This window comes from Telluria antibiotica (assembly GCF_011682055.1).
GTDB lineage: Bacteria > Pseudomonadota > Gammaproteobacteria > Burkholderiales > Burkholderiaceae_D > Telluria > Telluria antibiotica.
In genome coordinates this window covers 93,847-106,574 of the sequence record NZ_JAAQOM010000005.1, presented here as the reverse complement: position 1 = coordinate 106,574, position 12,728 = coordinate 93,847, and the positions used below count along the sequence as shown (strand labels likewise).

Below are 12,728 nucleotides of genomic sequence, written 5' to 3'. Positions count from 1 at the left end.
CTGGTTTAGAGGTAAGTCGGCACCAGGCAGTGCTTGTGCTCGACGTGATATTCAAATTCTTCGCGGAAGTTCTTGATCATGGCGCGAACCGGCATCGCGGCGGCATCGCCCAGCGCGCAGATGGTGCGGCCCTGGATGTTGTCGGCGATCGAGTTCAGCATGTCCATGTCTTCCGGACGACCCTGGCCGTGTTCGATGCGGTGGACCATGCGGTACATCCAGCCCGTGCCTTCGCGGCACGGCGTGCACTGGCCGCACGATTCCTCGTAGTAGAAGTACGACAGGCGCAGCAGCGACTTGACCATGCAGCGGGTCTCGTCCATGACGATCACGGCGCCCGAACCCAGCATCGAACCGGCCTTGGCGATCGAGTCGTAGTCCAGGTCGGTCTGCATCATGACGTCGCCGCGCACGACCGGTGCCGACGAACCGCCCGGGATGACGGCCTTGATTTTCTTGCCGCCGCGCATGCCGCCGGCCAGTTCCATCAGCTTGGCGAACGGGGTACCGAGCGGGACTTCGTAGTTGCCCGGACGCTCGACGTCGCCGGAGATCGAGAAGATCTTCGTGCCGCCGTTGTTCGGCTTACCGAGCCCCATGTACTCCGCGGCGCCCATGTTCAGGATGAACGGGACGGCTGCGAACGTTTCCGTGTTGTTGATCGTGGTCGGCTTGCCGTACAGGCCGAACGACGCCGGGAACGGCGGCTTGAAGCGCGGCTGGCCCTTCTTGCCTTCCAGCGACTCCAGCAGCGCGGTCTCTTCGCCGCAGATGTAGGCGCCGTAGCCGTGGTGCGCGTGCAGCTGGAACGAGAAGTCCGAACCGAGGATGCGGTCGCCCAGGAAGCCGGCGGCGCGCGCCTCTTCCAGCGCCTCTTCGAAGCGCAGGTATTCCTGGAAGATCTCGCCGTGGATGTAGTTGTAGCCCACGGTGATGCCCATCGCGTACGCGCCGATGGCCATGCCTTCGATCAGTGCGTGCGGGTTGTAGCGGATGATGTCGCGGTCCTTGAACGTGCCCGGTTCGCCTTCGTCCGTGTTGCAGACGAGGTATTTCTGGCCCGGGAACTGGCGCGGCATGAAGCTCCACTTCAGGCCGGTCGGGAAGCCCGCGCCGCCGCGGCCGCGCAGGCCGGACGTTTTCAGATCGGCGATGATCTGTTCGGGGGTGATCTTCTCTTCCAGGATGCGGCGCAGCGCGGAATAGCCGCCGCGCTTGACGTAGTCTTCCAGGTGCCAGTTGTCGCCGTTCAGATCCTTCAGGATCAGCGGGTTGATGTGGCGGTCGTGCAGGCTGGTCATTTGTTCAGTTCCTCCAGCAGGGCGTCGATCTTCTCGTCCGACATGAACGAGCACATGCGGTGGTTATTCACCAGCATGACCGGCGCATCGCCGCAGGCGCCCATGCACTCGCCTTCCAGCAAGGTGAACTGGCCGTCTTCGGTCGTTTCGCGGAAATTGATGCCCAGGGCATCCTTGATGCGGTGGGCGGCACGCTCCCCGCCCGACAGCGCGCATGGCAGGTTGGTGCACACGGTGATCTTGTGCTTGCCGCCCGGCTTCAGGTTGTACATGTTGTAGAACGTGGCGACTTCCTGCACGGCGATGGCGGGCATGCCGATGTAGTCGGCGACTTCCTGCATCGTTTCCGGCGACAGCCAGCCCAATTCGACTTGCGCGTGGGCCAGCGCGGCCATCACGGCCGACTGGCGCTGGTCGGCCGGATACTTGGCCAACTCGCGGTCGATTTTTTTCAAGCACTGCTCAGATAACATAATCTTTCTACCCTTCTTATCGGTCGATCGAGCCGAACACGATGTCCTGCGTGCCGATGATGGTGACGGCGTCGGCGATCATGTGGCCGCGCGCCATTTCATCCAGCGATTGCAGGTGGACATAGTCCGGGGTGCGGATCTTCAGGCGGTACGGCTTGTTGGCGCCGTCCGACACGATGTAAATGCCGAACTCGCCCTTCGGATGTTCGACGGCCGCATACGCTTCGCCCGGCGGGACGTGGAAGCCTTCGGTGAACAGCTTGAAGTGGTGGATCAGCGATTCCATATTGGTCTTCATGTCCACGCGCGACGGCGGGGCGACCTTGTGGTTGTTCGTCATGACCGGGCCCGGGTTCGCCTTCAGCCAGGCGACGCACTGCTTGATGATGCGGTTGGCCTGGCGCATTTCCTCGATGCGAACGAGGTAGCGGTCGTACGAGTCGCCGTTGGTGCCGACGGGGACGTCGAATTCGACCTTGTCGTACGCGGCGTACGGCTGCAGCTTGCGCAGGTCCCAGGCGATGCCCGAACCGCGCAGCATCGGGCCCGAGAAGCCCATGCCCATCGCGTCTTCCGGCGTCACGACGCCGATGCCGACGGTACGCTGTTTCCAGATACGGTTGTCGGTCAGCAGGGTCTCGTATTCGTCGACATAGCCGTCGAAGCGCTTCGTGAACGACTCGATGAAGTCCAGCACGGAGCCGTGGCGCGTCTCGTTCAGTTCGTCGATGGCCTTCTTGCTGCGCAGCGGCGATTCGCGGTGCTTCGGCATCACGTCCGGCAGGTCGCGGTACACGCCGCCCGGGCGGTAGTACGCCGCGTGCATGCGCGCGCCCGACACGGCTTCGTACACGTCGAACAGGTCTTCGCGGTCGCGGAACGCGTACAGGAACGGGCCCATCGCACCGATGTCCAGCGCGTGCGCGCCCAGCCACATCAGGTGGTTCAGGATACGGGTGATCTCGTCGAACATCGTGCGGATGTACTGCGCACGGATCGGCACCTCGATGCCCAGCAGCTTCTCAATGGCCAGCACGTAGCCGTGCTCGTTGCACATCATCGAGACGTAGTCGAGGCGGTCCATGTACGGCACGGACTGCAGGTAGGTGCGGGTCTCGGCCAGCTTCTCGGTGCCGCGGTGCAGCAGGCCGATGTGCGGGTCGGCGCGCTGGATCACTTCGCCGTCCAGTTCCAGCACGAGACGCAGCACGCCGTGCGCCGCCGGGTGCTGCGGACCAAAGTTCAGGGTGTAATTCTTAAGCTCAGCCATTATTTCATCCCGTAGGTTTCTTCGCGGATCACGCGCGGAATGTTCTCGCGCGGCTCGATCGTCACGGGTTGGTAGATCACGCGTTTCTGCTCGGGGTCGTAGCGCATTTCGACATAGCCCGAGATCGGGAAGTCCTTGCGGAACGGGTGGCCGATGAAGCCGTAGTCGGTGAGGATGCGGCGCAGGTCGCCGTGGCCCTCGAACAGGATGCCGAACAGGTCGAACGCTTCACGCTCGAACCAGTTCGCGTTGCGCCAGATGCTCGTGACGGAGTCGACCAGCGGCATGTCGTCGTCCGGGCAGAACACGCGGACGCGCACGCGCCAGTTGTGCTCGATCGACAGCAGGTGCGACACGACGGCGAAACGCAGACCGTCCCACGTGCCTTCGCCGTAGGACGAGTAGTCGACGCCGCACAGGTCGACGAGTTCCTGGAAACGCAGCGCGGGATCGTCGCGCAGCGTTCGCATGGAGGCCAGATATTCGGAGGCCTTCACTACTACCGTTACTTCGCCCAGCGCCACGGTAATGGCAGCGCCCTCGCCCAGAGCATTCTTCAGGGCGAGTTCGAGGGCTTCGAGTTTAGTCGTCATGGTTGAAACCGGCTTGGATTATCGCGCGATGGTATTGGTGCGCTGGATCTTGTTCTGGAGCTGGATGATGCCGTACAACAGGGCCTCGGCCGTCGGCGGGCAGCCCGGGACGTAGACGTCGACCGGCACGATGCGATCGCAGCCGCGCACGACGGAGTACGAGTAGTGGTAGTAGCCGCCGCCATTGGCGCACGAACCCATCGAGATGACCCAGCGCGGCTCGGCCATCTGGTCGTACACCTTGCGCAGTGCCGGGGCCATCTTGTTGCACAGGGTACCGGCCACGATCATCACGTCGGACTGGCGCGGCGACGGGCGGAACACGACGCCGAAGCGGTCGAGGTCGTAGCGCGCGGCGCCCGCGTGCATCATCTCGACTGCGCAGCAAGCCAGGCCGAACGTCATGGGCCACATCGACCCGGTACGCGCCCAGTTGATCAGCTTGTCGGCTGTGGTGGTGACAAAACCTTCGTTTAAAACGCCTTCAATAGCCATGGCTTATTCCCAATCAAGGGCACCTTTCTTCCAGATGTACCAGAAGCCGACGATGAATTCGACGATGAACACCATCATCGTGACGAACCCGGTCCAGCCCAGGTCGCGCATCGAAACGCCCCAAGGGAAGAAGAATGCCGTTTCCAGATCAAACAAAATAAACAGGATCGCGACCAGGTAGTACCGGACGTCGAACTTCATGCGCGCGTCTTCGAACGCTTCGAAGCCGCATTCATACGGGGAGAGTTTCGCCGCATCGGGGCGATGGGGACCGATCACGCGGCCAAGGACCTGCGACGCGACGCCGACGACGGTGCCGATCACGATGAAGAGTAAGACGGGGAAATAGTTCTCGAGGTTCACGATGAAGCCTTAGTTGAACGATCGGTTGAAAAAACACTGCAGTGCTGCAGTACCGCATCGCGCAATCCCGGCCTGTTGCCTGAGCCAGGATCGTACGACTGGAGACACTGAATCATCTTCGCGTTGCCGATCCCGACCTTCGAGGCTCGCCGCACGTTCGTACGACTGGGCTTCTCGGGCCAGAAGCGCCGCCGCTGGGACGGTTCTTCAAAGCCTCCGACATATCCTCGTAAAAAAGCCAGCTAGTGCTTGCGAGCGGAAGCTCATGCGCCCTAGCTGGCTTCTTGTATCTTGGTGCCGACGGCGAGACTCGAACTCGCACAGCTTGCGCCACTACCCCCTCAAGATAGCGTGTCTACCAATTTCACCACGTCGGCTGGAGACCAGTATTCTACTCTGACTTAGCAGCATTTTTCAATGCTCAAATTGCGCTAAACCAAGAAAAAATACTCTTTTTCTCAACTTTATAAAACTTGTGTTTACGGCGGGCCGGGTTGAGAGTCCGGTCGCCGGCGCTGGCGGACCGAAGCCCGCGCATGTTACACCACCCTGCTCGCGCGTGCAGGAAGTGGTCGCACCGCAAAATTACTTGGCGGGCGCGGGTGCCGGTGCTGCTGCCGGCGCAGGCGCCGGCACGTCCTGCGGCGCTGCCGGCACCGACGCGGCCGGGGCGGCAGGCGCCGGCACGGTCGTCGGGATCGCATCACCGGCGGTCGGCGCTTTCTTCACGGGCACGGTCACGTGTTCCATCACACCGCCACCGACGCTCGCATGCGGACGGTTGCTGCCGAAGTACGCGAGGCCCAATGTGGACGCGAAGAAGATCGCGGCGGCGACAGCCGTCGATTTCGACAGGAAGTTCGACGAGCCGCTGGCACCGAACAGGCTGCCGGACGCGCCGGAACCGAAGGCCGCGCCCATATCGGCGCCCTTGCCGTGCTGGACGAGCACGAGACCGATGATGGCCAGCGCGGAAACGACCTGCACGACGACGATCAGATTGAACAACACGTTCATTGTTTATTCCATTCCAAGGTTGAAACTACGTTACTAAAAACGAATCCCGGCACACCGGGAGATATTCCTCGCCTGGACTGGATGACCAACCCGGCGTTGTTCAGGCCGCGTGAATGATGGCAAGAAAATCTTCCGCCTTCAAGGCCGCGCCCCCGATCAGCCCGCCGTCGATATCCGGCTGGGCCAGCAAATCCTTCGCGTTCTCCGGCTTCATGCTGCCACCGTACAGGATCGGTACGACGGCCGCCGCCTCCGCGTTGCGCGCCTTCAGTTGCGCGCGCAATTGCGCGTGCACGTCCTGCGCCATCGCCGGTGTCGCGTTCCTGCCGGTGCCGATGGCCCACACGGGTTCATAGGCCACGACGATTCGATGCACCGATGCCGCGTCGAGCGCTTCCAGCACGGCGTCGAGCTGGGCGCCGACCACTTGCGCCGTCTCGCCCGCCTCGCGCTGTTCCAGCGTTTCGCCGACGCACACGATCGGGGTCATGCCCTCGGCCAGCACCGCCACCGCCTTCTTCGCCACCAGCGCGCTGTCTTCGCGATGGTAGGCGCGGCGCTCGGAATGGCCGACGATCACGTAGCGGCAGCCGAACTCCGACAGCATCGTCGCGCACACTTCGCCCGTGTAGGCGCCGCATGCGTGAATCGACACGTCCTGCGCGCCCCACGCGACCCGCGTCCCCGTCAACACGTCCTCGCATTGCTGCAGATACGGGGCCGGCACGCAGACGGCGCACTGCGCCTTCGCCTTGCCGAGTCCTGCGACGATACCTTCCAGCAGCTTTGCATTGACCGCGCGGCTGCCATTCATCTTCCAGTTGCCTACGATGAGTTTGGCACGCATTACAACCTCACGGTCAAATAACCCGCTATTGTAACGGGCGTTGAAAAACCGGTCAAACCGGGCCTGGCATGGCTGTTCAATGGATTGTTCATTCTTGTTGTCTCAGTTCGCGGCGACATTCAGCATGATCTTGCCGACGTGCGCACTGCTTTCCATCAGCGTGTGCGCATCGGCGGCCGCCTCGAGTGGGAAAGTCTGGTAGATGACGGGCTTGATGCGGCCGGCGTCCAGCAGCGGCCACACGCGCTCGCGCAACTCGCGCGCGATTCCAGCTTTGAACGCGACGGGACGCGGACGCAACGTGGAGCCCGTGATGGTGAGCCGGCGGCGCAGCACCTGGCCCAGGTCGACGTTGGCCTTCGCGCCGCCCAGCAGCGCGATGACGACGATGCGGCCGTCGTCGGCGAGGCACGAGATTTCGCGCGCCACGTAGTCGCCGCCGACCATGTCGAGTACGACGTCGACGCCCTTCCCGTTCGTCAGTTCCTTGACGACGGCGGCGAAGTCTTCCGTCTTGTAATCGATCGCGCGCTCGGCGCCCAGGTCTTCGCACGCGCGGCATTTGTCCCGGCTGCCGGCCGTGGCGAACACGCGGTGGCCCAGCGCCGTGGCCAGCTGGATCGCCGTCGTGCCGATGCCGGAGCTGCCACCCTGCACGAGCAGGCTCTCGCCTTCCGCCAGCGCGGCGCGCTGGAACACATTGCTCCACACGGTGAAAAAGGTTTCGGGCAGCGCGGCCGCTTCGAGGGGCGTCAGGCCCTTCGGCACGGGCAGGCATTGGTCCAGCGGGGCCGCGCAGTATTCCGCGTAGCCGCCGCCCTGCACGAGCGCGCAGACGAGGTCGCCCTTTTCAAAGCCGCTGGCGCCCAGGTCGCCGTCGACGATCTCGCCGGCCACTTCCAGGCCCGGCAGGTCGGACGCGCCGGGCGGCACGGGATACTGGCCGAGACGCTGGAACACGTCGGGCCGGTTGACGCCGGCCGCGAGCACGCGGATGAGGACTTCGCCCGGCTTCAGCAGCGGTACGGGGCGCTCGCAGGGCGTGAGCACTCCCGGCCCGCCGGGCTGGGTGATTTCGATTGCACGCATGGCATACCCTAGTTAAATAAAGAGCAATTGTACGCGAGCGGCCGGGATCACCCAAGCATGAGCAAGCAGAAAATGGCGGGTAACGCTAACAATGAGCAAGAAAATGCTCGCTTATATAACAAATGTAGTAAATTTACGGCTCAGGGCGCGATTTGTAAGAACCGTGGTGGTGGCGGATGAAAAAACACCGCCAGCCCGGAGGCTGGCGGTGTCGGTCACGTCGTGTGTGCGATACGGAACTACGGGACGGGATGCGATCTCACCAGCACTGCCGGTGCACGCGATCCGCCGCGGCGTTCACGATCGGCGCATCATCACTTCTTGTTGTCGTTCTTGTGGCTCTGCGAGCCTGCCTTGGCGTGCTGTTCCGGCGTACCGCCGCGGGTGCCGCCGCCGCTTTGCTGGCTGCCGCCACCCTGGCTTTGCTGGCTGCCGTCGTTCTTGTGGCTCATCGAGCCTGCGCGGCGTGCTTCTTCCGAAGTGAACTCGTGGGCATTGCCGGAAGCGTGTGCGGCCTTGCCGCCTTCCGAAGCGATTTCACGCTGCTTCTGCGGGTCCATCGATGCGAAACCGCGATTGCTCGTGTCGCCGCTCTGGTTGTTGCCGCCCTTGTTGCCGCCCTGATTGCCTTGGTTTGCCATGATTGCCTCCAATGGTTGAGTTGTCGTACGGCTCATGAAAACTGCTTGAGGGTCCCCATCGTAGTCCGGCCGAGACGACCGGAACACCAAGGATTCGCCATGCGCGCGTAGGACTACACCCCATACCACTGTGGGCTTGGTCCTTACATCTTGGAGCAACTTAACTGTTCAGGAACCGCCGCCGCCCGTGTGCGACGACGCCGGCAATGGCGTGCCCGGCTTCCAGTTGCGTGACAGCGCCTGGGCCTCGTCGATCTGTTCCTGGCTCATCTGTTTGGCGAGCGACGCGCGCTGTTCGATGGCGTTGCGGTGACCGTTGGCGGCGGCCAGGTTGCACAGCATGTACGCGATGACGACGTCCTGCGGCATCCCCGCCACGTGGTAGCGGTACATGAGGGCGAGTGCGTGCTGCGCGTCCGGATGGCCCTGCTCCGCGGCCTTGCGGAACCATTGCACGGCCAGCTTCTGGTCCTGGGGTACGGCATTGCCCGTGTAGTACATGGCGCCGATCACGTACTCGGCGTCGGCCTTGCCCTGCACGGCGGCCTTGTAGTGCCAGGCGAATGCCTGCTTGTAGTCGCGCGGCACGCCGCGCCCCATGTAGTACATCAGGCCCAGCAAATGCTCCGCGTCCGCGTTGCCGGCCTTGGCAAGCGGAGTGATCTCCTTCAGCGCCAGCGCGTAGTTGCGGGCATTGTAGGCATTGGCGCCCTCCGTGAGGCCCGCCATCGCACTACCGTTCAGGCCCAGTGCGAGCAGGATCGCAACGGTCAGTTTTCTCATTGTCTCGTTCGGATCTTGAGGCTTGCGCCTCTTCGTTTTTCTACTTCTTGTCGAGATACGGCTACGTCCAGCGCACTTACTTCCAGCTCACCTTGCCCAGTCCATCGACGGCCACCGTGCGGTTCTGCGGCTTGCCGTACACCGTCACCGAGCCCATGCCGGACAGGTTCAGGTTCGCGTTCTGGCGCGCCGTCACGCGCGCATTGCCCAGGCCCGACAGGTCGATGTCGACGGAGTCCACGTTGCACTGCTGCGCATCCAGGTTGCCCAGGCCGCCCAGGTCGGCCTTCAGCCACTTGGCGCGCCCGCTGAGCGAGATATACCCGGCCCCCTGCAGGTTCAGCTCCACGCCCTCCCCGTTCAGCCCCTGCATCTGCATGCTGCCGATGCCGCCCAGGCTCGCCTTCACGATGCGGTAGTTGCAGGCGATCTTCATCGAACCCGCGCCGTCCAGGGTCAGTTCCAGTTCGTCGCCGGAAAAGCCCGAGATGTCCGTCGTGCCCAGGCTCTCGGACGTCACCGAGCGCAGCGCCGGCAGCACGAGCTCCGCATGCAGCGACCCGCCGTGCACGTGACCGCGGATGTCCGTGTCGATGGTCAGCGTGTCGCCGTTCTGCGCGGTCGTCGTGCGCGTCAGGTAGCGCGGTTCCCCGGTCAAGGTCAGCGCGGCAGTGCCGCCCTGGCGGATCTTCAGGTCGACGGCACCGTCCACCTTGACCCGCACGACACGGGCATCGACGGGACGCGTCTCGGTCGCGAGGTCGGGCGCGGCGTGCGCGAACCCGAGGATGGTACACAGGGCAACGCCCACCGGAGCGAGCGCGAAAATCTTGTTCATCCGATTCTCCGAATTCCTGTTCTTTTTTGTAGAAACCACAATGTATTGATGACAGGATAGACGGATCCGGCCGCGCCTCCCAGCGGATTGCGACGAACTGCAAAAAAGGCCACCTGAGCGACATGGGGACGGGGCTGGCATGCATAGGCGAGCCGGTCATTATCGCGCGCCGGACCCGTTCAAAATGTCACGGTTTGTCACCGTTTGTCATCGATGTATGCACGGACGTGCGCAAGCCCCCCGGGCGCTGGCGCGGGAGGCTGTACTCTGCAGATGGCGGTGCGGGGTTACTTCTTGGCGGACTGCTTCGAGCCGCCGCTCGACGACTGCTTCGCCTCGCCGTGCTCGGCGCGCTGCTTGTTCACGATGCGCGACGCGACCTCTTCCTCGCGGCCCGGATAGCGGTGCTCCTTCTTGAATTCCGTCTCGAGCTTCTTGTACTCGCGCTCGCGTTTCGGGCTGGCTCCCTTGGGCATGATGGCCTCCGTTGGTGGCAATGATGCCGCCAGATTAGGCCTATGCCGAGGCGATGTTCGTGCGATGACGCACGCTTCACCGCAAAGTGCAAGGTGGGCACAGGGTGCCCACCCTACGGCAACATCGGCAACGTACGGTGGCGAAACCCCATGCCCGCGCGTTCGGCAAGATCGACATCGTAGGGTGGGCACCCCGTGCCCACCGTTCGGCAACATCGACAACGTACGGTGGCGAAACCCCATGCCCACGCGTTCGGCAAGATCGACATCGTAGGGGTGGGCACCCCGTGCCCACCGTTCGGCAACATCGGCAACGTACGGTGGCGAAACCCCATGCCCGCGCGTTCGGCAAGATCGACATCGTAGGGTGGCGAAACCCCATGCCCGCGCGTTCGGCAAGATCGACATCGTAGGGTGGGCACCCCGTGCCCACCGTTCGGCAACATCGACAACGTACGGTGGCGAAACCCCATGCCCGCGCGTTCGGCAAGATCGACATCGTAGGGTGGGCACCCCGTGCCCACCGCTCGGCAACATCGACAACGTACGGTGGCGAAACCCCATGCCCGCGCGTTCGGCAAGATCGACATCGTAGGGTGGGCACCCCGTGCCCACCATTCGGCAACGTTAACCTTGGAGGGCTTTTTCCAGGTCTTTCAGTTCCGCCGGCTTGACGAGGTGCGCATCGAACCCCGCCGCCAGCGCCTTGCGCCGGTCCTCCGGCGAGCCGTAGCCCGTGTGCGCGACGAGGCGCGTGGACGCCAGTTGCGGATTCCCCTTGAGCCTGCGCGCGAGCTCGTACCCGTCCACGCCAGGCAGGCCGATGTCGAGCACGATCACGTCCGGCCGCAGCGCCAGCGCCATTTGCACGAGGTTGCCCGCGTCGGCCGTCGTGTGCGCCTCGTAGCCCATCTCGGCCAGCAGGAAGGCCATCATCTCCATCGCATCCACGTTGTCGTCGACGAGCAGCACCTTGCGCCCACCCGACGCCGCCGCCGGCTGGCCGGGCGCGGCGTCCGGTTCAGCCGCGTCCCGCGCCGCTTGCGCCGTGCGCAGCACGGGCAGTTCGACGACGAACGTGGAGCCCAGGCCGATGCCGGGGCTCGTGGCCGACAGGCGGCCGCCGTGCATCTCGAGCAGGCGCGAGACCAGCGACAGGCCGATGCCGAGGCCTTCCGGCGCGCGGTCCGGCGGGACGGCGGCCTGGGCGAACATGCCGAAGATGCGCGACAGGCTGTCCTCCGCGATGCCGATGCCGTTGTCCTGGACGGCGATGCGCACGACGTCGCCGTCGAGCGTGACCTCGACCTTGATCCGGCCGCCCTTCGGCGTGAACTTGGCCGCGTTGTGCAGCAGGTTGCCCATCGACTGCGCCAGGCGCACGGGGTCGCCCCTCAGCCAGATCTGGCAGTCCGGCTGGACGACGTCGAGCTTGTGCCCGCGCGCCGCGATCAACGGGCCGGCCGTCTCCACGGCCTGCGCGATCACACCCTGCAGCTCGACCTCTTCCTGGCGCAGGACGATCTTGCCTTCGGAGATGCGCGCCACGTCGAGCAGGTCGTCGACGAGGTGCGCGAGGTGGTCGACCTGGCGCGTGATCACGTCGCGCGCGCGCGCCTGGCGCTCGACCGCGCCCGCGTCCGTGCCCAAGCTTGATGCACCCAGCAGCGCGGCGGCATTGCGGATCGGCGACAGCGGATTGCGCAGTTCGTGCGCGAGCGTGGCGAGGAATTCGTTCTTGTTGGCGTCGGCCGCGCGCAGCAGCGCTTCCATCTCCTTGCGGCGCGTGACGTCGCTCGTCACGCGCGCCACGCGATACACCTCGTCGCGGGCATCGCGCACGGCGAACATGCGGTCGCGCACCCAGCGCAGCGTACCGTCCGGCATCGTCACGCGGAACTCCGCGTCGTAGTGCGGCGTCGACGGCAAGGCATCCCACAGCGACGCCACGTAGGCGCGGTCGTCCGGATGCACGGCCGCCATCCAGCTCCCCGGCTCGCGCTCGATCGTCTCGACCGGCCGGCCCCAGATCGTCGCGTACGCGGGGCTCACGTACTCGAGCGCGCGCGCGGGAACGGAGAACATCCAGAACACGTCCTCGATGTTGTCGGTGAGCTGGCGGAAGCGTTCCTCGCTGTCGCGCAGCGCGCTCTGCGTCTGGCGCATGCGCAGCAGCGCGTTGACGTTGGCGACGAGCTCGTCGGCCTCGATCGGCGCGGCGAGGTAGTTGTCGGCGCCGCCTTCCAGGCCGCGGATCTTGTCGGCGCGGCCCGTCAGCGCGGCCGACGTCTGCAGCACGAGCACCAGCGCGCTGTCCGGGTCGGCCTTGATGCGGCGGCACACCTCGATGCCGTTGATGTCGGGGAGCTTCACGTCGAGCAGCACGAGCGCGACGCCGCCGCGCTTGACGACGGCCAGCGCATCGGTGCCGTTGCTCGCCTCGACGACGTCGAAGCCGGCGCCCTGCAGGATGCGGGTCTTGGCGTAGCGGGCGCCATCGTTGTCGTCGACGTTGAGGATCAAGGTCGGGATCGTCATGTTG

General features: G+C 64.5%; 15 protein-coding genes and 1 tRNA gene. 1 reads left to right on the top strand and 15 read right to left on the bottom strand.

The window, feature by feature from the left end; genetic code table 11:
- Window positions 1–5: 5 nt before the first annotated feature.
- The 10 genes from nuoF to HAV22_RS09920 form a co-directional block, all read right to left on the bottom strand.
- Complete coding sequence (nuoF, locus tag HAV22_RS09965; RefSeq protein WP_166858942.1) at window positions 6–1,301, bottom strand: NADH-quinone oxidoreductase subunit NuoF; 1,296 nt, start codon at window positions 1,299–1,301, stop codon at window positions 6–8.
- The gene (gene nuoE, locus HAV22_RS09960; RefSeq protein WP_166858941.1) at window positions 1,298–1,774 is read right to left on the bottom strand and encodes an NADH-quinone oxidoreductase subunit NuoE; all 477 of its coding nucleotides are present in this window, start codon (window positions 1,772–1,774) and stop codon (window positions 1,298–1,300) included. The genes nuoF and nuoE overlap by 4 nt, the downstream gene beginning before the upstream one ends.
- Window positions 1,775–1,790: 16 nt before the next feature.
- Entirely contained in the window at window positions 1,791–3,044 is a 1,254-nt protein-coding gene (locus HAV22_RS09955; protein WP_166858940.1) for an NADH-quinone oxidoreductase subunit D, read from the bottom strand.
- Window positions 3,044–3,637 carry an NADH-quinone oxidoreductase subunit C gene (locus HAV22_RS09950; protein WP_166858939.1) on the bottom strand — a complete coding sequence of 198 codons (594 nt, stop codon included), beginning with the start codon at window positions 3,635–3,637 and terminating at the stop codon, window positions 3,044–3,046. The genes HAV22_RS09955 and HAV22_RS09950 overlap by 1 nt, the downstream gene beginning before the upstream one ends.
- Before the next feature lie 18 nt (window positions 3,638–3,655).
- Window positions 3,656–4,132 (bottom strand): NuoB/complex I 20 kDa subunit family protein, encoded by a 477-nt coding sequence (locus tag HAV22_RS09945; protein ID WP_036230641.1) that lies wholly within the window; start codon window positions 4,130–4,132, stop codon window positions 3,656–3,658.
- 3 nt (window positions 4,133–4,135) lie between these two features.
- Window positions 4,136–4,495, bottom strand: coding sequence for an NADH-quinone oxidoreductase subunit A (locus HAV22_RS09940; protein WP_166858938.1), 360 nt, complete (start codon window positions 4,493–4,495; stop codon window positions 4,136–4,138).
- Between the two features lie 292 nt (window positions 4,496–4,787).
- Window positions 4,788–4,872: transfer RNA gene (locus HAV22_RS09935), tRNA-Leu, on the bottom strand.
- Between the two features lie 208 nt (window positions 4,873–5,080).
- Window positions 5,081–5,512 carry a preprotein translocase subunit SecG gene (gene secG / locus HAV22_RS09930; RefSeq protein ID WP_166858937.1) on the bottom strand — a complete coding sequence of 144 codons (432 nt, stop codon included), beginning with the start codon at window positions 5,510–5,512 and terminating at the stop codon, window positions 5,081–5,083.
- Between the two features lie 100 nt (window positions 5,513–5,612).
- A complete protein-coding gene (tpiA, locus tag HAV22_RS09925) occupies window positions 5,613–6,359 on the bottom strand; it encodes a triose-phosphate isomerase (RefSeq protein WP_166858936.1) in 747 nt (248 codons plus the stop codon).
- A gap of 102 nt (window positions 6,360–6,461) precedes the next feature.
- Window positions 6,462–7,448, bottom strand: coding sequence for an NAD(P)H-quinone oxidoreductase (locus HAV22_RS09920; RefSeq protein WP_166858935.1), 987 nt, complete (start codon window positions 7,446–7,448; stop codon window positions 6,462–6,464).
- 57 nt (window positions 7,449–7,505) lie between these two features.
- Here HAV22_RS09920 and HAV22_RS31500 point away from each other — a divergent pair, with 57 nt between their 5' ends.
- The gene (locus HAV22_RS31500; RefSeq protein ID WP_267874758.1) at window positions 7,506–7,628 is read left to right on the top strand and encodes a hypothetical protein; all 123 of its coding nucleotides are present in this window, start codon (window positions 7,506–7,508) and stop codon (window positions 7,626–7,628) included.
- Window positions 7,629–7,762: 134 nt separating this feature from the next.
- Here HAV22_RS31500 and HAV22_RS09915 read toward each other — a convergent pair whose 3' ends face one another.
- The 5 genes from HAV22_RS09915 to HAV22_RS09895 all read right to left on the bottom strand — a co-directional run bounded on the left by HAV22_RS09915 (window position 7,763) and on the right by HAV22_RS09895 (window position 12,724).
- Entirely contained in the window at window positions 7,763–8,089 is a 327-nt protein-coding gene (locus tag HAV22_RS09915; protein ID WP_166858934.1) for a KGG domain-containing protein, read from the bottom strand.
- A gap of 168 nt (window positions 8,090–8,257) precedes the next feature.
- A complete protein-coding gene (locus tag HAV22_RS09910) occupies window positions 8,258–8,872 on the bottom strand; it encodes a tetratricopeptide repeat protein (RefSeq protein ID WP_166858933.1) in 615 nt (204 codons plus the stop codon).
- Window positions 8,873–8,948: 76 nt separating this feature from the next.
- Window positions 8,949–9,710 (bottom strand): GIN domain-containing protein, encoded by a 762-nt coding sequence (locus HAV22_RS09905; RefSeq protein ID WP_166858932.1) that lies wholly within the window; start codon window positions 9,708–9,710, stop codon window positions 8,949–8,951.
- A 287-nt stretch (window positions 9,711–9,997) separates the two neighbouring features.
- Entirely contained in the window at window positions 9,998–10,186 is a 189-nt protein-coding gene (locus HAV22_RS09900) for a hypothetical protein (protein ID WP_166858931.1), read from the bottom strand.
- A 627-nt stretch (window positions 10,187–10,813) separates the two neighbouring features.
- Window positions 10,814–12,724 (bottom strand): hybrid sensor histidine kinase/response regulator, encoded by a 1,911-nt coding sequence (locus HAV22_RS09895; protein ID WP_166858930.1) that lies wholly within the window; start codon window positions 12,722–12,724, stop codon window positions 10,814–10,816.
- Window positions 12,725–12,728 lie beyond the last annotated feature (4 nt).